Origin of the sequence: Kitasatospora sp. NPDC028055 (assembly GCF_040637885.1) — a bacterium.
In the GTDB taxonomy this organism is placed as follows: Bacteria; Actinomycetota; Actinomycetes; order Streptomycetales; family Streptomycetaceae; genus Kitasatospora.
This window is the reverse complement of the sequence record NZ_JBEZXE010000028.1, coordinates 82,587-105,490: the sequence shown is the minus strand read 5'-3', so window position 1 is coordinate 105,490 and position 22,904 is coordinate 82,587. Positions and strand designations below refer to the sequence as shown.

At 72.2% G+C, this 22,904-nt stretch carries 17 protein-coding genes and 1 pseudogene; 10 read left to right on the top strand and 8 right to left on the bottom strand.

Annotated features, from left to right (window positions below; all coding sequences use genetic code 11):
- Nucleotides 1–121 precede the first annotated feature (121 nt).
- From AB0F71_RS25270 to AB0F71_RS25260, 3 genes are all read left to right on the top strand, one after another.
- Entirely contained in the window at nucleotides 122–1,318 is a 1,197-nt protein-coding gene (locus tag AB0F71_RS25270) for a hypothetical protein (RefSeq protein WP_360238315.1), read from the top strand.
- A 23-nt stretch (nucleotides 1,319–1,341) separates the two neighbouring features.
- Nucleotides 1,342–1,806, top strand: coding sequence for a hypothetical protein (locus AB0F71_RS25265; RefSeq protein ID WP_360238313.1), 465 nt, complete (start codon nucleotides 1,342–1,344; stop codon nucleotides 1,804–1,806).
- A 131-nt stretch (nucleotides 1,807–1,937) separates the two neighbouring features.
- Nucleotides 1,938–2,681, top strand: a complete 744-nt coding sequence (locus tag AB0F71_RS25260) for an MBL fold metallo-hydrolase (RefSeq protein WP_360238311.1) — start codon at nucleotides 1,938–1,940, stop codon at nucleotides 2,679–2,681.
- Nucleotides 2,682–2,719: 38 nt separating this feature from the next.
- On the opposite strand, the gene AB0F71_RS25255 is transcribed toward AB0F71_RS25260, so the two are convergent.
- The gene (locus AB0F71_RS25255) at nucleotides 2,720–3,988 is read right to left on the bottom strand and encodes an FAD-dependent monooxygenase (protein ID WP_360238309.1); all 1,269 of its coding nucleotides are present in this window, start codon (nucleotides 3,986–3,988) and stop codon (nucleotides 2,720–2,722) included.
- 651 nt (nucleotides 3,989–4,639) lie between these two features.
- Between AB0F71_RS25255 and AB0F71_RS25250 the strand changes: the two genes are divergently transcribed.
- Both AB0F71_RS25250 and AB0F71_RS25245 read left to right on the top strand, forming a co-directional pair.
- Nucleotides 4,640–6,061: an NAD(P)/FAD-dependent oxidoreductase gene (locus AB0F71_RS25250; protein ID WP_360238307.1), complete on the top strand. Its 1,422-nt coding sequence runs from the start codon at nucleotides 4,640–4,642 to the stop codon at nucleotides 6,059–6,061.
- A 51-nt stretch (nucleotides 6,062–6,112) separates the two neighbouring features.
- Nucleotides 6,113–6,787, top strand: a pseudogene (locus AB0F71_RS25245) (ATP phosphoribosyltransferase regulatory subunit); the annotation flags it as partial.
- A gap of 204 nt (nucleotides 6,788–6,991) precedes the next feature.
- Here AB0F71_RS25245 and AB0F71_RS25240 read toward each other — a convergent pair.
- The 5 genes from AB0F71_RS25240 to AB0F71_RS25220 form a co-directional block, all read right to left on the bottom strand.
- Nucleotides 6,992–7,720 carry a DUF4232 domain-containing protein gene (locus tag AB0F71_RS25240; RefSeq protein WP_360238305.1) on the bottom strand — a complete coding sequence of 243 codons (729 nt, stop codon included), beginning with the start codon at nucleotides 7,718–7,720 and terminating at the stop codon, nucleotides 6,992–6,994.
- Between the two features lie 127 nt (nucleotides 7,721–7,847).
- Nucleotides 7,848–10,568, bottom strand: a complete 2,721-nt coding sequence (locus AB0F71_RS25235) for a transcriptional regulator (protein ID WP_360238303.1) — start codon at nucleotides 10,566–10,568, stop codon at nucleotides 7,848–7,850.
- A gap of 216 nt (nucleotides 10,569–10,784) precedes the next feature.
- Nucleotides 10,785–11,852 (bottom strand): acyl-CoA dehydrogenase family protein, encoded by a 1,068-nt coding sequence (locus tag AB0F71_RS25230; RefSeq protein ID WP_360238301.1) that lies wholly within the window; start codon nucleotides 11,850–11,852, stop codon nucleotides 10,785–10,787.
- Nucleotides 11,852–13,021, bottom strand: coding sequence for an acyl-CoA dehydrogenase family protein (locus AB0F71_RS25225; RefSeq protein ID WP_360238299.1), 1,170 nt, complete (start codon nucleotides 13,019–13,021; stop codon nucleotides 11,852–11,854). The genes AB0F71_RS25230 and AB0F71_RS25225 overlap by 1 nt, the downstream gene beginning before the upstream one ends.
- A gap of 56 nt (nucleotides 13,022–13,077) precedes the next feature.
- Nucleotides 13,078–14,271 carry a CoA transferase gene (locus AB0F71_RS25220; RefSeq protein WP_360238297.1) on the bottom strand — a complete coding sequence of 398 codons (1,194 nt, stop codon included), beginning with the start codon at nucleotides 14,269–14,271 and terminating at the stop codon, nucleotides 13,078–13,080.
- A gap of 298 nt (nucleotides 14,272–14,569) precedes the next feature.
- Here AB0F71_RS25220 and AB0F71_RS25215 point away from each other — a divergent pair, with 298 nt between their 5' ends.
- Nucleotides 14,570–16,021 carry a CoA transferase gene (locus tag AB0F71_RS25215; RefSeq protein WP_360238295.1) on the top strand — a complete coding sequence of 484 codons (1,452 nt, stop codon included), beginning with the start codon at nucleotides 14,570–14,572 and terminating at the stop codon, nucleotides 16,019–16,021.
- On the opposite strand, the gene AB0F71_RS25210 is transcribed toward AB0F71_RS25215, so the two are convergent.
- Complete coding sequence (locus tag AB0F71_RS25210; RefSeq protein WP_360238293.1) at nucleotides 15,952–16,968, bottom strand: LysR family transcriptional regulator; 1,017 nt, start codon at nucleotides 16,966–16,968, stop codon at nucleotides 15,952–15,954. The genes AB0F71_RS25215 and AB0F71_RS25210 overlap by 70 nt on opposite strands.
- Nucleotides 16,969–17,291: 323 nt before the next feature.
- Here AB0F71_RS25210 and AB0F71_RS25205 point away from each other — a divergent pair, with 323 nt between their 5' ends.
- The 3 genes from AB0F71_RS25205 (at nucleotide 17,292) to AB0F71_RS25195 (ending at nucleotide 19,054) form a co-directional block, all read left to right on the top strand.
- Nucleotides 17,292–17,516 carry a 3-keto-5-aminohexanoate cleavage protein gene (locus AB0F71_RS25205; RefSeq protein WP_360238336.1) on the top strand — a complete coding sequence of 75 codons (225 nt, stop codon included), beginning with the start codon at nucleotides 17,292–17,294 and terminating at the stop codon, nucleotides 17,514–17,516.
- Nucleotides 17,517–17,963: 447 nt separating this feature from the next.
- Complete coding sequence (locus AB0F71_RS25200) at nucleotides 17,964–18,479, top strand: N-terminal phage integrase SAM-like domain-containing protein (protein WP_360238291.1); 516 nt, start codon at nucleotides 17,964–17,966, stop codon at nucleotides 18,477–18,479.
- The gene (locus tag AB0F71_RS25195) at nucleotides 18,476–19,054 is read left to right on the top strand and encodes a site-specific integrase (RefSeq protein WP_360238289.1); all 579 of its coding nucleotides are present in this window, start codon (nucleotides 18,476–18,478) and stop codon (nucleotides 19,052–19,054) included. Before AB0F71_RS25200 ends, AB0F71_RS25195 begins: the two co-directional genes overlap by 4 nt.
- Before the next feature lie 412 nt (nucleotides 19,055–19,466).
- On the opposite strand, the gene AB0F71_RS25190 is transcribed toward AB0F71_RS25195, so the two are convergent.
- Nucleotides 19,467–19,940, bottom strand: coding sequence for a hypothetical protein (locus AB0F71_RS25190; protein WP_360238287.1), 474 nt, complete (start codon nucleotides 19,938–19,940; stop codon nucleotides 19,467–19,469).
- Nucleotides 19,941–20,584: 644 nt separating this feature from the next.
- Between AB0F71_RS25190 and AB0F71_RS25185 the strand changes: the two genes are divergently transcribed.
- On the top strand, nucleotides 20,585–22,525 hold the full coding sequence (locus tag AB0F71_RS25185) for a hypothetical protein (protein WP_360238285.1): 1,941 nt from the start codon (nucleotides 20,585–20,587) through the stop codon (nucleotides 22,523–22,525).
- The last annotated feature ends 379 nt before the right edge of the window (nucleotides 22,526–22,904 follow it).

The following is a 22,904-nucleotide window of genomic DNA, read 5'->3' as shown; positions in this document are numbered from 1 at the left end:
ACCATCAAGACCTGCTTGTTTCACGGCAGAAGGCTGCTGGTAGCTTCCCTCCGAGGCCGGGCGGACGCGCAACGGATGCTTCCGCCCGGCGGCATGGGCCGAGGAGACGACGGAGCGCGCGATGCCTGGAAACAGCTCGACCCGCCACCGGATGAGCGGTTCGGTGATGACCCACCCCAAACGACTCGAAGCGGCCGAGCGGATCGCCGCCGACGCCCCGCCCGGCGCCCTCTCGGTGGTCGTCGACCCCGACCCGACCGGCAGGCCCTCCGTGTTGCGCACCGCGCTGGCCGCCTGGTCGGCGATCGAGGAGGGAGCGAGCCACCACCTCGTCGTCCAGGACGACATGATCCTCTCCGACTCCTTCTTCGAGCGCGCCCGCCTGGCCGTCGAGGCGATGCCGGACGCCGCACTCGCCCTGTTCGCCCTCTGGGACTCCCGCAACGGGGCGGCCGTCCGCTTCGGCGCCCTCTCCGGCGCCCGCTGGGTGGGCGCGGTCGGCGAGTACTTCCCCTGCGTGGCCATCATCCTGCCCCGGGCGGTCGCCGCCGGGTACGTCGAGTACGCGAGCCGGCACCTCTTCGCCTGGCCCGACGACATCCTGATGGACCGCTATCTGCGCGCCGCCGACGTCCCGCGCTTCGTCGCCGCACCCAACCTGGCCGAGCACGACGACCAGGGCAGCATCTCCGGCAACGCCTTCCGCGGCCCGCGCCGGTCCGTCTGCTTCCTGCCGTCGGACCAACCAGGCCATGAGGGTCGGCAGTTGGCGGATCTGGAGGTCGTGCCCTACTTCAAGTACGGCATCGCCCGCTGCGACGTACGCCTCCCCGGCCCCGGCCGACCGCGCTGGCTGCACCTCGAGTCCGAGCAGTACCTGGCGGGCCGGGGTGTCGCGGTCGACCAACTCCGGTCCCGGCTACCGCGGTTCGACCGTGCCATCGACTCCCGGATCGCCTGGGGCAGCTGGCTGACGGCGTACACCACGGGCCTCCTCCACCACGGACTGCCGACCCTCGCCGAGCCCGACCCCGCCGTCCTCACCGAGTGCCTCGACACCCTGGGAGCGGGTGGCATCGCCCAGAACGGCACGGCGGCCGAGATCGCCGCGCTGCGCGAGGGCCTCGCCGAACTCACCCGGCACGGCCTGCTCGCCGCCCGGGAGGACGGCCCCCGCGGCCCCCCACCGCCCGCCGCCGCCCCTCCCGCGGCACGGTCGCCGTCCTCGGGGCCGACACTCCGCTGGGCCAGTACCTCGCCCGCGGCCTGGCCGACCAGGGGTACCGGATCGTCGACGCCTCGGCGGACGCCGTCATAGAACTTCCCGCAGCCGACGGCCCCTTGACCATCCACCGCCCCCCGCGCCCGCCGGTCACCGTCCAGCCCGGAAACCTCTACGGCCCGGGCACCTCCCGCCGTACCCCCGTCGGCCGCATGGTGTGGAGCGCCCTACGCAGTCACCCCGTCGTCCTCGACACGGACCCCGAGGCTCCGCTGCACCCCCTGCACGTCAAGGACCTGGTCTCCGCCCTCTCCGCCGTCCTCCAAGACCCGTCCGGCGCGGGCGGGTTCACCCTCGCCGGCGAGAAGCCCAGCACCGCCCGCGACCTCGCCGAGACCGTCTCCCGCGTCGTCCGCCCCGTCCCGGTCGAGCTCTCCCCCACCCCCTCCGCCTCCCCGTCGACCCCCCTCGTCCCGGCCCTCCCCCCGGGCTGGCACCCCACCGTGGACCTCGACTACGGCCTTCACTCCTTCGCCCAGTGGCTCGCCTACGAGGCCATCCACCTCCCCGAAGCGGACCAGTGACGAACGAACTGTACGGTCGGGGACATGACTGCTTGCGCTGCCGGGGCGAGCCCGGAGAAACTGCCGTACGACCGCCTCGGCCACACCGTCGCCGCCGTCCGTCCGGTCCGGGACAGCGGCAGGTGATCGGGGTGGACACCGGTCACTGGTACGCGGTGCAGGAGCTGGACGACGGCGTCGTCCGGATCACCGAACCGCAGGTCGATCCATTGCTGCGGGCGAACCTGTGGTGGGTGCGCGGCGCCGATCGCGACCTGGTCGTGGATGCCGGCCTGGGGGTGGCCGCTCTGCGTACGGAGATCCCGCAGTTGTTCGAGCGGGATCCGTTGGTCGTTCTCACCCATGCCCACCTGGACCACGTGGGCGGAGCCCGGGAGTTCCGCGAGCGAGCCGCTCATCCGGCGGCCGCCGAGGCCCTGGCACGAGGCATCCCGGCGAGCCTGTACGGCCCCGAACTCTACGACCAGCTCGGCATCGACGCCGGTGGAGAGCCCGTACCGGAGCTGCTGATCAACGCCCTCCCCCATCCCGGGTACGACCCGCGCACCTACCGCGTGGCTCCCCTGGCGGGGGTTCAGCCGCTCCAGGACGGGGATGTCGTCGACCTGGGTGGTCGGCGGCTGACCGTCCTGCACCTGCCTGGCCACACCCCCGGGTGCATCGCCCTCCACGAGGAACGCAGCGGCGCGCTGTACACCGGCGACGTGGTCTACAACGGTGACCTCATCGACGACCTTCCGGAGTCCGACCCGTCCGCCTACCGGCGCAGCATGCAGTACCTCTCAGACCTGGACGTGTCGGTCGTCCACCCGGGCCACGGACGCAGCTTCGGTAGAACCCGACTGCGCGAGCTGACGCAGAACTACCTCCGTTAGTCGACCGGGGCTTCGACTACGACAGGTACCGCCGCCTGTCAGCGAACGTCGGGCCGCGGGACGGTCCAGGAGGGGCGGTCGTTGACGTCGGCGACGGTGGCCAGGGACAGCTCCTTGTACCGTCCGGAGACGGCGGCGGCTCGGTCGGCGGGCAGCGGGCCACCGTGCTCGGCCGCGCGGGCAATGATCTCCTCCGGCCCGAGCGCGCGGTTGGCCAGGACCAGCGCGTTCAGGGCCGGGCGGCGGAGGTCGTCGTACTGCCGCAGGGCGGCCACCGGATCGGCCTCCCGAGCCAGGCACCAGGCCAGCACCCGGGCGTCGATCACGGACTGCGAGCCGCCGTTCATTCCCATCGGGAGCATCGGGTGGGCGGCGTCCCCGAGCAGGGTGACCCGTCCCGCGCTCCAGGACGGCAGCGGGTCGCGGTCGACCATCGCGTACGCGAGGACGGTGGAGGTGCGCCCCGCCAGGGCCGGCAGGTCGATCCACGGTAGCTGCCACTCGCGCAGCCGGGCCTGGGCCTCGGCCGCCGTGACCGGGCGGACCTCGGTGGGGGCGGTGGGGCGGCCGGCGTGCCCCGGCGCCTGGGCGGGCGACTCGTCGGGTACCTCCAGCACCCAGTTCAGCAGCTCCTCGCCGGGTTCGGCGGCCGGGGCGATCGGGTAGGCGACGAACTTCGCGCCGGGCGTGCCGCCCGCCACGACCAGCGAGCGACCGTCGAGCAGTCGCGGGTGGGGCGCGATGCCGCGCCACATCCAGACGCCGTGCCGGCGGGCGGCGCTCTCGTGCGGGTGGAGCCGGGCCCGGACCGCGGAGTTGATGCCGTCGGCGCCGATCAGCACCTCGGCCTCCTCCACCACCGTCGCCCCGCTCGACCGGTCCAGGAAGTGGGCCCGGACGCCGCCCGGCACCGTCTCGAAGTGCCGCAGCCGCCGCCCGGTGCGGACGGCGTCCGGCCCCAGCCGCTCGCGCACCGCCGCCAGCAGCAGGGTGTGCAGTCGGCCGCGGTGCACGGAGTACTGCGGCCACCGGTAACCGGCCGCCGTACCCACCGGCTCGTCCCACACGGGTACGCCGGCCCGGTCGTAGTAGCGCAGCCGCTGCGGCGCGAGGCCGATCGCGGCCAGTCCGTCGGCCAGACCGAGCTCGGCGAGCTCCCGGACGGCATGCGGCAGCAGGTTGATCCCCACGCCCACCGCCTCGATCGCCCGCGCCGCCTCGCACACCCACGGGCGGAACCCGGCCGCGTGCAGGCTCAGCGCGCAACTCAGCCCCGCAATCCCGCCCCCGACGACCCCGATCCGCATCAGCCCCTCCTCCTTCTCGCACCACTCCGGTCGACGGTCGACACGGGCGCAGGACGCCCGCCCCAGGTGGGGAGAAACGTATCCTCGCCGCTACCGCCTGCTGTGGGGCAGACGCCGAAGCCTTCCTCGCATTCCGGTGACACACTGTCAGATGCTCGTCCGCCGACGGACCGCCCCGTCGATCTGCGCCCCGAACGGGTGATTGCCCCCGGCGTGCTCCAGTACTCGATCGCCGCCGTGCTGAACTCCTCGGCGGAGAGCGTGCCGTTGCCCTCACCAGGGCCCCGGAGCACCACCTCGACGACCGCACGACCCACGGTGATGCGCCCGGTCCCACCACGACGGGATCGTCGGGCAGCGCCGACCGGCCCAGGGCTGGTGGGACAGGCCCGGGACCCGGCCCGGTGCCGCGAGCACCGGACCCGGGAGGCGCAGGCCTAGGGCGCGTCTTGTGGATCAGGCCAGGCCCGCGACGCCAGGGCACGCACCTCGCCGCGTTGTCGTCGGTCGCCGATGCTCCGCATGGACTCCCTCCTCCGCCTTGCGATGCACGCACCCTGACGCCGCGGCCTGGTCCGACCTGATCCACAAGACGCGCCCTAAGCTGCCGTGGGGGAAGCGCCGACCGGCGCGGAAGGGGGAGTGGCGGCGATGACGACGGCTGTGGTGGTCGGCAGCGGGCCCAACGGGCTCGCCGCGGCGATCCGGCTCGCCCAGCGGGGCGTGACGGTCCGGGTGTTGGAGGCGCGGGGCACGATCGGGGGCGGCACCCGGTCCGGTGAGCGGACGCTGCCCGGGCTGCTCCACGACGACTGCTCCGCGATCCACCCCACCGGTGTCGCCTCCCCGTTCCTGCGAACGCTGGGACTGGAGGCGTACGGGTTGCGCTGGCGGTGGCCGAGCGCGGAGCTGGCGCACCCGCTGGACTCGGGGGCCGCAGGGGTGCTGTGGCGCGACGTGGACCGGACGGCCGCGGAGCTGCCGCGGGCCGACGGCAGGGCGTGGCGGCGGGTGTTCGGCCCGATGTCCCGGCGTTTCGACCGGCTCGCCGAGGACGTCCTCGGGCCCCCGCTCCACGTCCCGGCCGCACCGCTGGCCTTCGCCGGGTTCGGCGCCCGGGCCATGCTGCCCGCGTCCTGGACCGCGCGGCGGTGGCGCGCCGAGCAGGCCCGGGCGCTGTTCGGGGGCGTGGCGGCCCACGCTTTCAGCTCGCTCCGCACGCCGTTCAGCAGTGCCGTCGGCCTCCTGCTGACCGCCGCCGGCCACGCCCACGGGTGGCCGGTGGCCGAGGGTGGCTCGCAGGCGGTCACCACCGCGATGGCGCGGCTGCTCGGGCGGCTCGGCGGCACGGTGGAGACGGGCGTGGAGGTCGCCGACCTCGGCCAGCTCGACCGGCCGGACCTGGTGCTGCTCGACGTCGGTCCGCGGGCCGCCGCCGGGATCCTGGGCGACCGCCTGCCGCGGCGGACCGCGCGCGCCTACCGCCGGTATCGGTACGGGCCGGCGGCGTTCAAGGTGGACCTGGCGGTCGAGGGCGGCGTTCCGTGGACCAACGAGCACTGCCGCTCGGCGGGGACGGTCCACCTCGGCGGCACCTTCGAGGAGATCGCGGCCGCCGAGGAGGCGACCGTGCGCGGCAGGATGCCCGGTCGGCCGTTCGTGCTGGTCGGCCAGCAGTACCTGGCCGACCCGTCCCGCTCGGCCGGCGACCTGCACCCGGTCTACGCGTACGCCCACGTCCCGCACGGCTACCGGGGCGACGCCACCGGGGCTGTCCTCGACCAGATCGAGCGGTTCGCCCCCGGGTTCCGGGCGCGGGTGCGCGCCCGGTCCGTCCGGACGGTGGAGCAGCTGGCTACGGACAACGCCAACCAGGTCGGCGGGGACATCGTGGGGGGTGCCAACTCCGTGGGCCAGCTGCTGCTGCGACCCCGCCCCGCGGTGGACCCGTACGCGACCGGGGTGCCCGGCGTGTACCTGTGCTCCGCCGCGACCCCGCCGGGCGCGGGGGTGCACGGGATGGCCGGCTTCCACGCGGCGGAGTCGGCCCTGCGGCACCTGGCGGCGCGCTGACGGACCGGGGCGGCGGCCCGCCACCCGGAGCGGCCGTCCGGGACAAAGGCGATGAACTGCGACCGGACTTGCACGTACCATGATCTGCTTCCGTGCAGCGGGGGGCAGTTGACGTGGCATCAGCGCCGCAGGGCCCTCCCAGGTGTCGAGGAGAGAGCAGCGCACATGACCGACCAGCAGGTTGTCCGACCGGCCGCCATCAGCGGATTTCCCGAGTGGCTCCCTGAGGTGCGGCTCGTCGAGCAGCATTGGCTCGACGTCATCCGGGCGGGCTTCGAGCGGTACGGCTTCTGCTCCGTCGAGACCCCGTCCGTGGAATCCCTCGACGTGCTGATGGCCAAGGGCGAGACCTCGCAGGAGGTCTACACGCTGCGCCGCCTCCAGGAGGATCCGAACGACGCGTCGGACGCCAAGCTGGGCCTGCACTTCGACCTGACGGTGCCGTTCGCGCGCTACGTCGCCCAGCACTTCAACGACCTGGTGTTCCCGTTCAAGCACTACCAGATCCAGCGGGTCTGGCGGGGCGAGCGCGCCCAGGAGGGCCGCTTCCGCGAGTTCACCCAGTGCGACATCGACGTCATCAACGTCGACCGGGTGCCGCTGCACTTCGACGCCGAGCTCCCCCGGATCATCCACGAGGTGATGACCGAGCTCGACCTCCCGGCGTGGACCATCAACGTCAACAACCGGAAGGTCCTGCAGGGCTTCTACCAGGGCCTGGGCGTGGACGACCCGCTGGAGGTGATCCGGACCGTCGACAAGCTCGACAAGATCGGCGTGTCCGGGGTCAGCGAGCTGCCCGTATACCGGGCCGTCTCGACCCTGCGCAATGCCTTGAACGCTGCTGTCCGCTCGTGGCGGCTGCGCTACAACCCCGCCACGTACTCCGTCCCGCCCAGGCCCCGCTCCGAAGAGCGCACCTGCTGGACACTACCGTGCCGCGAACGCGCCGACCTTGAAGTCGGTGCCGCAGACGCTGAAGACGCCGCCCGGCGAGCCGTTCGCCTTCATCACGTTCACCGTGGTGCCCACGTCCTTGGGCAGCGCGACCTTGACGTGGGACGCCTGCACCGGGCAGGTGAAACGGGCCGACGTGGTGCCCTCGCTGTTCACGTCGTTGTACAGCACGTCCGCCACCACCGCGGCACCCGCCGGGACGTCGACCGCGTCCGAGCCGTCCTTGGAGTTGTCCCCCGAGACCGGGCTCGCCTTGCCCTGGTCGTCGGCGGCGACCACGGTCGTCGGGCCGACGATGGTGCAGGGGGCACCCGAGCTGTTGGTGATCTTGAGGGTCGCGGCGGCGGGCTGCGCGTCACTGGCGTGGCCCGAGGACTGGAGGAACGTCACCGAGGTGTTCTTGGTCGTGCAGGCCGCGGTGACGCCGCCCCCGCCAGCGCCGGAGGACGAGCTGCCACCACCGCTCGTGCTCGTCCTGCCCCCGGACGGCGCCGAGACCGAGCCCCCGGACGGCGCCGAGGCCGAGCCCGCGGCCGGCGCCGAGGCCGGGACCGAGGTTGCACCCGACGGGGCGGCTGATGATGCGCTGGTGCCGACGGCGCTGTCCTGCGTGCCGCTGCCGTCGTTGCAGGCGGTCAGGGACAGGGCGAGCGTCGCGACGGCGCCGACGGCGAGCAGGGCGGGACGGGTGGTGGTGCGCATGGCTGGTTCCCCCGGTTCTCGTTCGTGGGTCGCGATCCTGCACGAGGTCGTTTCCCCTTACACGAACCAGGGTGTTGCGGCGCGCTGGCAGATCACTAACGAGCGCGGCGGCGGCGCTAACGCCCGGCTAACGCGCCCGGATCCTGGCGTGTGCCGCCGCATGCCGACGCCGCAGTTCGGGCAGTTCGTCCTGGTCGGCGATGCGCAGCAGGGCATCGAGCGCGGTGACGGCGCCCGCGTCGTAGCCGGTCTGCTCGGCCTCAAGCGCGGCCTGCGCAAGGCAGCGCCGCCCGGCCACGGTGTCGCCGAGCCCGGCCAGCGCCTCGCCCTGCCAGGTACGCAGGAGCACGCGCCGGGCGACCGCCTCGTGCTCGGGGCCGAGGCCGAGCGCCACCTCGGCCGCCTCGTACGCCTGCCGGTGGCGGCCCGCGCCGAGGTGGATGCGGGCCAGGTGCTGGAGCGCGAGCATCCGGGTGTGCGCGTCGTCGGCCTCGGTGGCGAGGGCGAGGGCTCGGGTGCAGGCAGTTTCGGCGGCGCCGGGTTCGTCGTCGGGGAGGGCCGCGGCGAGGTTGACCAGGGCGGTGGCCTCGCCGAGTACGTCGCCTGCGCGGGCCGCGAGTTCGGGCGCGACGCGCAGGTGCCGGACGGCCTCGGCGGTGCGGCCCTCCTCGGCGAGCACCCAGCCGAGCAGGGTCAGGACGCGGGCCTCTGCATAGGGGTCGGCGCAGGCGCGGGCGTCGGCGAGGGCGGCCTCCAGGGTGGGCGCCCAGTCGGCGAGGACCCGCCAGACCACGAGCGGCCACTGGGTCACGGCGATCCGCCAGGCCCGCTCGGGCCGGTCCTCGGCGCGGGCCGCAGCGGCGATCAGAGCAAGGTCGTCGCGTTCGGCGGCGAACCAGCCGAGCGCCTCCTCGCGGCTGGTGAAGTCCCGTACTGCGGGCGGCTGTTGAAAGTCATGAGGCTGCACGAAGGCGGGCTCCCCGCCCGGTTCCGCGGCCTCGGACGCGGACAGCGCGGTCGCCACGCAGTGGTCGTACAGGCGCAGCCGGGCCGCGGTGCGGGCGGCCGGGTCATGGCTCTGGCCACGCGCGTAGAGCCGGACCAGATCGTGCAGGACGTAGCAGCCGGGGGCGGTCTCGGTGAGCAGGTGCGCGGCGACCAGGCAGTCGAGGGCGCGGGCCGCATCCGGCGGGGTCGTGCCGGCGAGCGCGGCGGCGCTGAACCGGTCGACGTGTGTGCCCGGGTGATGGCCGAGCGCGGTGAACAGCTGTGCTGCGTCGACGGGGAGGTGGGCGGTGGTGAGCCGCAGCGCGGAGGCGACGCCGATGTCCTCGACGGCGAGCAGCGCGAGCCGCTGGCGCTCGTCGGCGAGCCGGTCGGCGAGGGAGGCGAGGCCGAGGGCGGGGAGTTCCACGAGCCGAGCGGCGGCGACCCGCAGCGCGAGCGGCAGCCCACCGCACAACTCGGCCGTACGGCGAGCCGCTTGGGGCTCGGCGGCGGTGCGGCGCTCGCCGAGGAGACGGGTGAGCAGGGCCACGCTGTCGTCGGTGGCGAGGACGTCGAGGGCGAGGACGCGGGCGGCGTCGGAGGCGACGAGACCGGCGAGGCGGGCACGGCTGGTGACGACGGTGACGCAGCCGGGTCCCGTGGGCAGCAGCGGGCGCACCTGGGCGGAGGTACGGGCGTTGTCGAGGACGACGAGCAGACGCAGTTCGGCGGTGAGCGAGCGGAACAGGGCACCGGCGGCGTCCGCCGACTCGGGTATCCGGCGCGGTGGAACGTCGAGAGCGACGAGGAACTCCCGCAGCAGCTCGGCCGGTTCGGGGTCCGAGGTGTCACTGAACCCGCGCAGATCGGCGTAGAGCGTCCCATCAGGGAAGTCGGAGTGCCGGCCGGCCGCCCAGCACACGGCCAGTGCGGTCTTGCCGACCCCGGCGGGCCCGGTGACCACGACGACCGGCCCGTCAGGTCCGGCCGCGGCCGCGGTCAGCGCGGCGCTCTCGGCGGTGCGGCCGTGGAATCCGCGCGGGGTACGAGGCAGCAGGTTGGGCCGGAACTGAACTGGTTCCAGGGCCGGTTGGGGCGCATCGGCCCGGGCCACGGGGGCGCTGTCGGGGCCGAGGGCGAGGGTGAAGGCGGCGGTCAGCTCGGCGCCCGGAGCGACGCCGAGCTCGTCGGAGAGGACCTGGCGGGCGCGTTGGTAGGCGTCCAGGGCCTCCGAGGAACGCCCCGCATGGTGCAGCGCCTCGACCAGCCGGGCGGCCAGCGGCTCGCGCAGCGGATGGGCCCCGGTCTCCGGCCGCAACAGCTGGACAGCGCGCTCGTGTTCACCGCCCACGACGTACGTGTCGGCGAGCAGCTCGACCGCTGCGAGCCGCGCCTCGTCCAAGGTGTGCGCGGCGGAGCGAAGCAGCGGCGACGGGTAGGCGCCGGCCAGCGCGGGGCCCTGCCACAGGTCGAGCGCCTCGGTGAGCAGCGCGGCCCTGTCACCGGGGTCGGTGGCACGGCGGGCGAGCGCCACAAGACCCTCGAAGCGGTGGGCGTCGAGCAGCGTCTCCGGCAGTTCCAGGTGGTACGCGGAGCCGCGCGTGCTCAGCTCGACGCCGTACGCCGATGCGTCGACGCCCGCCAACAGTGCCCGCAAGCGTGAGACATGGCCTTGGATCACGGTGCGGGCGTGCAGGGGGGGTTCGTCGTCCCACAGCGCCTCGGTGAGTGTGTCGACGGAGACCGCGACATTGGCCCGCAGCAACAGCATCGCGAGCAGGCTGCGCCGCTTGGCGGGCCCGAGCGGCAACGGCCCATCGCTCCCACTGACCGACACGGGGCCGAGGACCTGGAACTCCATGGACGGAACCCTATCTTCCGAGGGCTACTGGGGATCGGGACGTCGAACCGTACGGATACCGCGCTGCTCCGTCACCGACCAGGTCGGGCCGGTCGGCGGCGGAGGCGATGGGACGAGGGAGCAGGGCTCGGCGGTGAGGGCGGTGGCTTTGACGGACCGGGCCAGGTGGCGCCGTCCATCTCGCCGGTGCGGCGATGTACGGCCGCTGACATCGGATCAGGGGGTGCTGGTGAGCGCGGCCCAGAGGGTGTCGGCGGTGAGGGTGCGGGCCAGACCAGCGGCCCAAGTGGTCTCGTCGCCGTCCTCGTCGCGCCAGGACCACAGGCGGGTGGTGGCGAGGTGGAGCGGGTGGAGCTTGGTGATGCCGATGGCACCGTGCAACTGGTGGGCGATCCGGGCGATCTCGGCAGCCGAGGCGGATGCCTGGGTCTTCGCGCCGGCGATGGCGAACCGGGCGGCCGCGGGGCCGGCGTCCAGCGGGACGGCGGCGGCCTGGACGGCGGCGCGGACCAGCGCGGCTTCCTCGATCAGCTTCGCTTCCTCCTGCTTGACGGCCTGGAAGCGGCTGAGCGGGCGGCCGAACTGGGTGCGCGCGGTGGTGTGCGCGACCGTCAGCTCGACACAGCGCTCGCCGGCTCCGGCGATCAGGGCCGCCCGGGCCAGTGCCGCCCGCAACTCGGCCTCCGCCAGGAGCTCGCGGGGGATCCGGCGGACCCGCGCGGCGGGGATCTCGACACCGGCGAGGTGCAGGTCGTCGCGTGCTTCCTCGGCCAAGTTGACGCCTGGGGCGAGGACCGCCTGGTCCGGGGCGAGGGTGAACAGGACGGGGCCGAAAGGGGCGTGGGCGAGCACCACCACGGCGGTCGCGGTGCGGGCCCAGGGGACGCGGCGCAGGGTCCCGGCGACCAGCACGGTGTCGTCCTCGCCCGCGCTGCCGGCCGAGCCGACGGCCGAGGCGGCCGGGTGCGCGTGGCGGATCGTCAGCTGGGGGGCGATGGCGTAGGTGAGCGGGCCCTCGGGCACCGACAGGCCGGCACGGCGCAGCAGTGGGCGGGCGACCAGGGCGGTCTCGGCGAACGGGGCGGGGACGGTGCGGCGGCCGGCTTCATGGACGGCGGCGAGGAGTTCGGCGGTGCTGGCGTCCGGGGTGGGGAGGGGCACGGTCTGGGAGTCGGCGGTGTTGGTGACGGTGGCGATGGCGTCCGGGTCGGCGAAGAAGGCGGTGGTGTCGTAGTCGTCGGCGGGGACGGCGGGGGCGCTGGTGTCGATGGTGTGGGTGTTCATCAGTGCTGCTCCAGTCCACGAGTGATGATGCCGCGAAGGATTTCGTTGGTGCCGCCACGCAGGGTGTAGCCGGGGCTGTGCAGCAGGGCGAAGGCGAGCAGTTCGGCGTGGCTGCCGGGGGTGGCGTGAGGGTCGGCCGGGGTGGGCAGGATGCTGCGGACAGAATCGACCAGCGCGCCCTCCAGGCGGGTGCCGAGGTCCTTGACCAGGGCGGCCTGGGTATCGAGCGAGGCGCCGGCGTCCAGTGCAGCGGCAACGCCGAGGGAGAGCTGGCGGATGCTGTGCAGGCGGGCGGTCAGGATGCCGACCTGGGTGAGCTGTTCGGCGGTCATGGCGCGCCGGTCGAGCTCGCGCAGCAGGGAGACCAGCAGGGGGAAGGTGGACAGGTAGCGCTCCGGCCCGCTGCGTTCGAATGCGAGTTCGCCGGTGACCTGCTTCCAGCCGTCGCCCTGCTGTCCGAGGAGCATGGCCTCCGGGACGTGAACGCCCTCCAGGTGGAAGGCGTTGAAGCGGTGCTCTCCGCTCATCAGGTGGATCGGCTCGATCCGCACGCCCGGGGCGCGCAGGTCCACGATGAACTGGCTCAGGCCGGCGTGCTTGTCCTCGGCTTCCTCGGTGCGGGCCAGCACGATGGCGTAGTCGTTGGCGTGGGCGCCGCCGGTCCACATCTTGGTGCCGGTCAGCCGCCACCCGCCTGCGGTGCGTTCGGCGCGGGTGCGGACGGAGGCGAGGTCGGAGCCGCTGTTCTTCTCGCTCATCCCGATGGAGAAGAAGCACTTACCGGCGGCGATCCGGGGCAGGAAGAAGCGGCGCTGCTCCTCGGTGCCGTGCTGCAGGATGGACGGGCCGGCCTGCCGGTCCGATACCCAGTGCGCGCTGACCGGGGCGCCGGCGGCCAGGAGTTCCTCGATCACCACGTAGCGCTCCAGGAAACCGCGCCCGGCACCGCCGTACTCGGTGGGCAGCGCCATGCCGACCCAGCCGCGTTCGGCGAGGCGGCGGGTGAACGCGGGGTCCCAGCCGGCCAGCCAGGAGTCGGGGCGGCCGAGCACGGTACCCCGGGCACGCTCCTCGTCGAGGAAGTCGCGTACATCGAGGCGCAGCTGCCGGGCCGATTCGGGCAGGACGGCCTCGGGAAATCCGAGCGGGGAAATTGTCGCTGTGGGCATGGTTCGCTCCGGAATGGTCGATGGGGATTCGGTCTCGGGAAATCCAGTGGATCGGGTCAGTTGGCGGAGTGCAGCAGCGCGGGGTCGAAGCCGGCCTGGCCGAGGACCTCGTCGGTGTGCTGGCCGATGGCCGGGCAGGGCCGCAGCGGCGGTTCGGGGTCGGCCGAGTAGCGGACCGGGCGACCGATGACCCGGTAGCGGCCCTCGGTGGGGTGGTCGGCCTCGTAGAGCAGGCCCCCCTCTCGGGCGTAGGCGGTGGTGGCGGCGGACTCCAGGTCGAGCACCGGGGCGGCGGCGATGCCGGCCTGATCGCAGAACTCCTGCCATTGGGCGCTGGTGTGGTTCGGCGTCAGTTCCGCCATCAGCCGGTAGAGGTCGTCGGCGTGGTGGGCCCGGTCGGGGCCGGTCGCGAAGCGAGGGTCGTCGGCCAGTTCGGGACGGGCGACGAAGGCGGTGAAGTCCCGCCAGTTGCGGTCGCTCTGCGGCAGGATGCACATCCAGCCGTCGGCAGTGCGCTGGGCACGGCGCTCGGGGCTGAGCGAGCGGGTCGAGCCGAACGCGCCGTCGGGCTCCAGGCTGGCCGCGCCCAGGTGCTCGACCAGGTTGAAGGCGAGCATGGTGTCGACCATCGGGACCTCGATGTGCTGACCGGTGCCGCCGTGTTCCCGATAGTGCAGCGCGGCCAGCACCGACTGGGCGATCTGCATGCCGCAGATCTTGTCGGCCAGCACGGTCGGCACGTAATGCGGCTGGCCGGAGACCTGGTGGTTGAGCCAGACCAGACCGCTGGTCGCCTGGATGATGTCGTCGTAGGCGGCGTGGGTGCCGTGGCTGCTGTCGCTGCGGAAGCCCTGTGCGTTGGCGTAGATCAGGCCGGGATTGACGGCCGCGACCTCGGCGTAGTCCAGGCGCAGCCGGGTCAGGGCCTGCGGGCGCAGGTTGGTGATGAAGACGTCGGCGGTCCGCAGCAGGGCGAGCAGGGCGTCGCGGCCGTGCAGGGCCTTGAGGTCGATGGCGACGCTGCGCTTGTTGCGGTTCAGGTTGAGCGCCGCGCCGCCCATACCGGGGTGGCGCAGCGGCGGGTAGTGGCGGGTCATGTCACCGGTCGGCGGCTCAACCTTGATCACGTCCGCGCCCAGGTCGCCGAGCTGCTGGGCGGCGTACGGGGCCATGATCACGCTGGCCAGTTCGACGACGCGGACTCCGGCGAGGAGTCCTCGCCCGGACGGACCGCTGGGCTCCTGGGTCATCTGCTGGTACCTCCTGAAATGTCGGGTGAAGGGCGGGCGGCCGGGCCGCGTCGCCTCGTTCCGCAATCCAGGAAACCCGCGGGGAATCGGCACCGTCCAATACGAGTTGGGCGCCGGATCGATAGGGCGGAGGATATTCACGCGGCGCCGGCTCGGGTCATATGGGCACGGATATCGGTGATTCGGGGAATCCGTATTGGACGGTGCGGGGCCGGACCGGCTGTTCTGGTGGAGGCCGCCCGACCGGGTCGGCCGCCGCGGCACGCGCGGCTCGTCATCTCCGGAAGGAGAGTCGGACATGGCAATCGATCAGGCGCAGCGGACCAGTGCGGCGTACCGGGCCCTGGAGGACCTGTACCGCGAGTTGGGGATCACGGCGGCGGACACGGGCGGCACCGTGAGGATCCAGGGGGCTGACCCGGTGACACCATCGGTGCACCGGATCGGCGACGCCGCGGCGGCTGCCCTGGCCGCCCTGGGCACCGAGGCCGCCGCGCTCCACCGGGAGCGCGGCGGCGCGGCGCAGGACGTGACCGTCTCGGTGACGGCGGCGGTGCGCCAGCTGATGGCGGTGTTCTTCACCCGGATGCGGGGCGTGCCGGTCCATCGCTTGCAGGAGGACCCCAACCTGCTCGGCAACAGCGACTTCTACCGGGCAGCCGACGGCCGGTTCGTCTACCTGCTCCTCTCCTACCCGCACCTGCGTGACACCGCCTGCCGGGTATTGGACTGCCCGCCGGACCGCGAGCGGATCACCGCCGCCATCGCCCAGTGGGACGCGCTGGAACTGGAGGAGGCCATCTGCACCCTGGGCGGCACCGCGATCGCAGTGCGCTCCCGGGAGGAATGGCAGCGGCATCCACAGGGGCGGCTGCTGCAGGACGGCCCACTGATCCGGATCGAGAAGATCGGGGAGAGCGCGCCGGAGCCGTTCTCGGCGTTCCCGCCGAAGCTGTCCGGCGCGGCGGACCGGGACCTGCCGCTGGCCGGGGTGCGGGTGTTGGACAACACCCATGTGATCGCCGGCCCGATCGGCGCGCGGATCGCCGCCGAACTGGGCGCCGACGTGCTGCACATGTCCTCGCCCGACCATCCGGACCCGACCGGGATGATCGTCGAGACCGGCATCGGCAAGCGGGCCGCCTTCTGCGACCTGCTCGACCCGGCTCAGGCCGCCGCCTTCCGGTCCGTGCTGGCCGGCACCGACCTCTACGTCTGCAACTACCTGGGTCTGGACGCCAAGGGCTTCGGCCCGGCGGCACTGGCCGAGCAGCGGCCCGGACTGGTTGTGCTGGACTTCCTCGGCTGGGGAACCGAAGGGCCGTGGGCGGCACGCGGCGGCTTCGACCAACTGGCCTCCGCTGCCACGGGTTTGGCAGCCGAGGAAGGCTCGGTCGACGCTCCCCGGCTGCCCCCGACCTACCTTCTGAACGACTACCTAGCCGCAGTGCTCGGGGCCGCGGGCGCGCTGGAAGCGCTGCGCCGCCGGGCCCGGGAGGGCGGCAGCTACCGGGTGCACGTCGACCTGGCGAAGGTCTGCATGTGGGTGCAGGACCTCGGGCTGCTCCAGCGCGCGGGCGTGGTCGAGCTGCCCGCCCCCGACCCGGCGCACGACCAGGCCGAACTGGTCACCGTGCGGGGACCGTTCGGAGAAGTGTGCTACCTGCCGACCCAGGTGCGCTACTCCACGCTGGCACCGCGCCTGTCCCGCACCGCCGAGCCGCTGGGCGCATCGGAGCTCATCTGGTGACCACAGTCCGGCGCGTCGGCCTCCTCCTGCGGGCGCACCGTTGCGGGGCCCTCGATCTCGGAGCGGTGGCGCTCCATCAGCTCCAGCAGAGTGGCGACGGCCGGATCGGCGTTCGGACGGCTCAGCGCCGCGACCGTGGTCACCAACCGGTCGCCGCCCTCGATCGCGACGAAGCGGATCATCGGGTGACCGAGCGCCGCGACCCGCTCCGGGACGAAGCAGACGCACACCCCGGCCGCGGTGTAGCCGAGCATGCTGGTCAGGTCCTCGGCCTGGGCACGGGTGCGCAACTCGAAACCGGCCTTGCGACAGGCGTCCTCGATCAGCGCCCGGATCCGGGGCATGGCCGGCTGCGCGGCGGTCACGAACTCCTCGTCCCGCAGCCGGGCGAGCGGCACCGACCCGGCCCCGGCGAGTGGATGGTCGCACGGGACGGCCAGCACGGTGCTCTCCTCGGCCGCCTCCCGCACCTCCAGACCCGCCAGGTCGGAGACCGGCAGCCGGACCAGCGCCAGGTCCGCCACCCCTTGCCGGACCTGCTCGCACAGCTCGGCGGACGACCGCTGACGGACATCCAACCGCACGCCCGGCAACTCCCGGGCGGCCATCGCGAGCAACCGGGGCAGGTGCCAGTACCCCAGGCTGCTCACGTAGCCGAGCCGAACCGTGCCCTCGACGCCCTTGGATATCCGACGGACCCGAGCCACCGCGGCCTCCTGCGCCTCCAGCATCCGCTTGGCGTCGGCCGCGAAGGCCGCCCCGGCCACCGTCAGCCGCACTCCCCTGCTGGTGCGCTCGAGCAACAGCACTCCAAGGCCGCGTTCCAGGCGCTGGATCGCCTGACTGAGTGGTGGCTGACTCATCGACAAGCGCCGGGCGGCATGCCCGAAATGCTGCTCCTCGGCGAGTACCACGAACTGCTCCAGCAGGCGAGGGGTGAGCTCCATGACCGTCAACCCTAGGGCGCGGTTCACACACCGAACAAGGACAGGGGACACACGGGCGATCTTCTTCTCGTTGACCGGAACGCCGGCCTCCCGCATTTCGGGGGTCACGCGCGGTGAGCCGTAGGAGGTGACCCCCGGAACGTGGGCTGCAGGCTGGCGCATCTCCTGCACCGGCCGAATCGCCACGATGCAGGGTGCCGGGCAATGGCGCGCGCCTCGGTCACCGCGCTCGCCCTCCGGCCCCGATTTCTACCTCGAGCACCTCAAGCGGCTGACCGCCAACGGCATCCAGCCGCACTTCATGCTCGCCAACCTGCCCCAGCCTGGAGACCGTCGAACGACTGATCCGCGCCGGCCTCTACACCGGCCCGCTCAACCTCAACTTCGTCGCCATCGGCGGCGGCGCGTCCGCGTTCCACCCCGCCGATTTGGTCGAGTTCGCCCGCCGCACCCCGGACGGCGCCGTGCTCACCATCGAGAGCATCATGCGCTCCACCCTGCCGATGAACACCATCGCGATCGCCCTGGGCCTGCACGTCCGCGTCTGAGCACCACCCGGTAACGGGGCACCCACGCCCCGCTCCCCGTCCGGTCGGCGGCCCACCGCTGGCCGATCTGGCTCACCAAAGTGGAACCCGATGCCAGCTGGCTCGGCCGGGTGGCATCTGACCTCTCGGCCGATCAAACCAGCGCTTTGAAGCAGATAGCGGTGTCGCTCTCCCGACACGATCGCCATCTGCGCGCTGGGGGCCGCGCCGTGCTTCGCGCGCCGGCCGCGTTCTCCTCATGAGTTGTTGGCTGGTGGGCACTTGTCTCACCACGATCACCTGACGCAGGGAGAACACGATGAGCACCTGTCCACCCGTGGCCGTGTCTACCGCCGCTGTGGCTGCCGTGACGAGAGCCGACGGCAGTTGGGATCCTCGTGTCCGGCGCTGCAAACCAAAGCAGGGCGCGGGAGTTGGGCGTACACGGTAAACCTGCCGTCTTCGGAGGTGGGACGCAAGACCCGCCGCCGCAGCGGTTACCGCTCGGAGCAGGACGCGCGGCACGCGCTGGAACTCGTGCTGGCTGCGGAGCGGATCGGAGTGTTCGAAGACCCGAAGATCACCGTGGGTGCCTATCTGCTCGAGTGGCTGGCGTTGAAGGAGAAGACCCTCAAGGCCTCCACCTACGCGAACTACCACGCGTACGTCCACAAGGACCTGCTGCCCACATTCGGGCGGATCCGGCTGGTCGAACTGAAAGCCCGACACATCGAGAAGTGGAGCACCGATCAACTCTCCGCCGAACGCGGCCCGGTCGCCGTGTACCGAGCCGGCTCCGTGCTGCGTAGCGCGCTCGGCCCGGCCGTGTGCGGCAAGCGCTTGACCTACAACCCGGCCCGGCGCGCCATCAGGGCGCGGCCGGCCTCGCCCGAGCGGCTGTGCTGGACCTCGCTGCAGGCCGCCGGTTCCTTAGCCACAACGCCCAGAATTACGCGGATCAGCTCGGGGACCTGTTCGAGGTGATCCTCGCAACCGGTCTTCGGCGCGGTGAGGGACTCGGTCTGCACTGGACGGACGTGCGCTTCATGGAGCGCAAGGTGTACGTCCGCTGGACCCTGTCCGCGGTCAACAACAACGAACTTCACCTGGGACCGCCGAAGACCAAGGCGAGCCTGAACTGGGTCAGCCTCAACGCCCGGGCCATGGAAGCCCTGCGGCGCCAGGCCGACCACCAGCAGTCACTGCTCCCGCCGGGCGCGCCGTTGGACGGACTGGTCTTCGCCGGGGTGGACGGCTCGCCGCTGCGGCCCCAGCACGTCCTGAATGAGCTGCGGCGCACCGCCGAGATCGGGCTGCCCCGGATCGGGGTGCATGACCTGAGGCACACTGCGGCGACCATCATGATCACCTCTGATGTGCCCATGGCGGTGGTCTCCAAGACCCTGCGGCACTCCACCCTGGCCACGACCATCAACATCTACGGGCACCTGCTCAAGTACGCCGCGGACGAAGCGGTCCACGCCCTGGCCGACGCCCTCGCACAAGCCGAGGCCGACCTCGACTCCGGCCGTCCTCACCACCTCGGACGCGCTGCCTAGCAATCGAAGTGCCGGGCTCCGGGCGCCAGGGCTTCTCGCATGCCGGGCTTGGAGCCGGACCGGGCACGGTCAGCTCCAAGCCCGAGCGAGTGCCGCTCGCACGGGGTCGCGATCCGGTGATCACGAGCCCAGGCAGTCACCATCTTCTGCCTCCACAGCGAGGGAACCGCTGCGAAGCAGTTGATCAACGACAGGCCCCGGCACCAGCAGATCAACGCTGCCGGCCGACCAGTGCGCAGCCACCTGATACACCGCGAGGACACCGGCCTCCCACCGGGGAAGCCGGTCCTCCTCCCCCTCCCCGCCGTGGGCGCGGTCGAGCGGCGGGAGATCGACCGTGACCGAACGGCGAGGCCAGGCTCCGACGTGCGCAATCCACTGCTCCGGCGAGCCCGGTACGCATCGGCTCGACTCACGGCGCAAGCCACGGGTACGCCGCCGTGACCACCTGACTCTCCAGCAGCTGCGCCTGCAAGCTCCACCACCTCCGACGCTTCCCCTCGCGCGCAGCATCCGAGTCCGCCCGCCTCACGCCCTCCGTGACGGGGCCCGCCTCGAACTCTGCCTCATCGCCCGGGGCACACACCCGCGCCCTCAATGGCGTCAGAGACGACACCGCTTCAGCGAAGGCGACGAGCGGATGTTCACCCGGAAGCGGCCACGCGCAATGCGTGCACAACTCCCCGACCGCGAGCATCAGCGGCATCTCCAGACGGTGAACCGCCGGCGCGGATCGCAGCTGCCCGCAATCCGCGCCGCCATGAAGCCTTCCCAGGCCGGACGACGACCGGAAGCAGGACAGCGGCAGCTCCTGGAACAACCCCAACGGAACATCGGCCGCAAAGATCTGACCCAACCGAAGCCTGCGCGTTTCCGGGTTCAGCATCGCGGCGCCAACCGAAAAGCACAAAGACGAAGAGCGAATCGCGCCTCACCCGCCGCGACCCGAGCGGTTACCAGCGGCCCTCGGCGCAGCGACGGGCGAAGTGAGCTCCTCGTCGCGCTCTCAAGGGGTAGCAGCAGCTCAGCAACCACGCCCGGCCTCTGGTGATCGCGTGGTGGTCGCAGCGCAGCGATCACTCGACAGGACTTCAAGCGAGGATCCCGACCCAGAAATCGGGACGAACCGGTGCGAATCAGTCGCCACCGAGGAAGATCGCGTACGGCGCCCGTCAAGCCGACGACAGCAGGTCACCCCCTCAGGAGGGCCGAGCTCCTCCGACCGCGAAGCACCACGCTTGACCACCCGGCCCCAACTCCAGCCTGGCTACGGCGAGTTGTCCACCGCCACCTGCCATCAGGCTGCGTTCCCAGACCGGCCAGGGCGCGACCACGACCACCACCCCGCGACGCGCACAAAAAGGCGCTCCCATCATTTTGATGGAAGCGCCCTCCGACCTGCGAAAACTCGCGGTCGGGACGACAGGCCTTGAACCTGCGACCCCTTGACCCCCAGCCTGTTGACCCGGTTGTCCGAGACATGGAGCAGGATGAGCCTGACCATTCGTGTCTCAAGGAGGGATGTGCGGCATGGCCACCACCAGCTCACGGCTGCCCGTGGATTTCCTGGTTGCCGTCGCAGCCGGTGCCGACGCCGGGTCGGCTGCGGCCCGGATGGTTGCCGGGCAGGCCCGCGCGCTGGCGGACGACCGGCAGTACACGCGCCTCCTCGAAGCACTGCTCACGAAACCGTTCCGGGGCGAGGCGCCTGACTGGCTCCTGGAAGCAGCGGTGACGAACGGCCTGCGGAAGGCAGAGTCGGAGCCCGACTACATGGTCGGGACGGCGATCGAGCTGGTGGCTCTCGCACTTGCCCATCCCGCGTGCGGGGATGCCCTTCGGGACAGCGCACTCCGACAGTGCACGGCTAACCAGCTCGGCTCGCTCGGTACCGCCCGCCGACCGCCCGTCCTGTGCAGGGCCGTCGCAGCTGAACTGCGCAGGCGCGTGCCTGAGCGTCCGTTCATCACACCGGCCCTGCTCAAGGAACCGACACCGGCCCAGCTCGTCCTGCGGACGGAACGCCTCCACGACGACGTGTTCGACACCGCGATCTCTCTGCTCCCCGATGCACCAGACGAGAGCGATCACGACAACGAGAGCTCCGAGGCCAGATGGAAGCGGTTCAAGCAGGCGTTCGCCGCCTGGGGAACCATGTGGTTGGCGGTCCTCGAGCGCCACCCCGACCGGCACTCCCAACTCGTCGTCGGCACCGAAGGAACCGACGCCCATCCCGTGATCACGGACCGGCTGCTCGGCAGCGTGCCGTGGATGGTCGAGCCCGGCCTGCTCAAGCGGATCGCCCTGCAGGACCTGGACCGCTTCGCTCAGGCCAGGTTGGCGGCCCGGGTGTGCCGCGCCGTCCAGGACGGGTCCTCACCGGAGGAAGCCCGGGAGCGCTTCGCCGCCGAACTCGCCTCCCTCAGCGCGGAGGACCGCGAGCACATCGAGCACTATCTCGAGGACAGTGGTCGCCGGGCCCGGTGGGGCGTGCGCGCCGCCGTATTCTGGGCTTCCCACGCCGCCGAGGAGCCGTGGCGTCTGGTGCTCAACCCCGCAGAGGCCAAGCCCTCGTACGGCGATCCCTACACCTGGCTCACGCCAGCGGATGAACTCGCCGAACTGGGACGGCGCTTCGCCGACGTGGCCGTACAGGCGCTCCACACCTGGCAGCCGAACGACTCCCTCGGCGTCAGCCGGGCGGCCGACCTCCGCTGGGTCCACGCCATGCTGCTCCACCTGCCCGAGGTGACGCCTGCCGTCAAGAAGACGGTCCAGTCGATGATCCACGAAGCCCGCCGCGGCCAGGCCCGTCCCAGGTCCTACGACTACACGGCGCAGGAGGACCATCGACAGTTCACCGAACTGATCACCGCGATCAGCCGGATCGTCGCCGACCCGCTCCCCCAGACACCCGCCACACGACGCGCGGCCCTCGGCGATCCCGCGCAGGTAACGCCCCGCGCCCTCTCCGCCGTAACGGCGGACGTCCTCGACGAGTACCTCGACCGGCATGCCGACGACGAACTCGTCGAGAAGGCACTGCTGTCGTTCGCGCACAGCGGCTACGGGCACAACCGCTCCTTCCCCGACGTCCTCGCTCGCCACACGAACCCGCAGCAGGCAGTCCACATCCTGACCCACGAACTTCGGAGCAGGCTGGGCGGCAATCCCGCCAACCGCGAAGCCTGGGCCCGGCACGTTCTCGCTCTGCCCGACTGCCGCAACGAAACCGTCCTCGCCATGCCCGCCTGGACCGCGCTCAAAGCGAGGGGAAACCACTACGACAGCATCCACCCCACCGTGGTCGCCCTGGTCGTCGGCACGCTCGGCAACGACGACAACGCCTGGCAACGGCTCGCCGACAGCCCGATCAGCCCCTCCGGCCCCAACGCCTGGCTCCGCCTCGGCGACATCCTCACCGCCGCAGCAGAGGGATCAGCATGGCCAAAGCCGCCCACCTCCCGATGACAGCCCCGGGCCGCCCCGAAGCAGGCTGGCCGTAGACAACACCGCGCCGGTCCGAGTGCGCAGGTCAAGACGGTCGGCTGTCTCGGGCCTGGCCTGCGTGCCCCAGAAAATGCGGCTGGCGCTCCAGACCTCCTCAGCGCCTCACAACCCCGCTGGATGGCAACGGCCGGCCTTCCGGCCAGAACCCCAGCACCGTTCTACGAGGAGGGGCGCTCGCTTGAACGGGCGACCGCGCTGGTGGCTCGCTGTGTACCGCGGTCGGCGCGGCCTGCCGGGTCTGGGGGCTGCGCTTCCCTTCCCTGGCGTGATCCCGCGAAGCTACGATGACGACCTTGATGTGAGGGGGATCGGTGAATTTCGAGCAGCGCATGTACGCCCG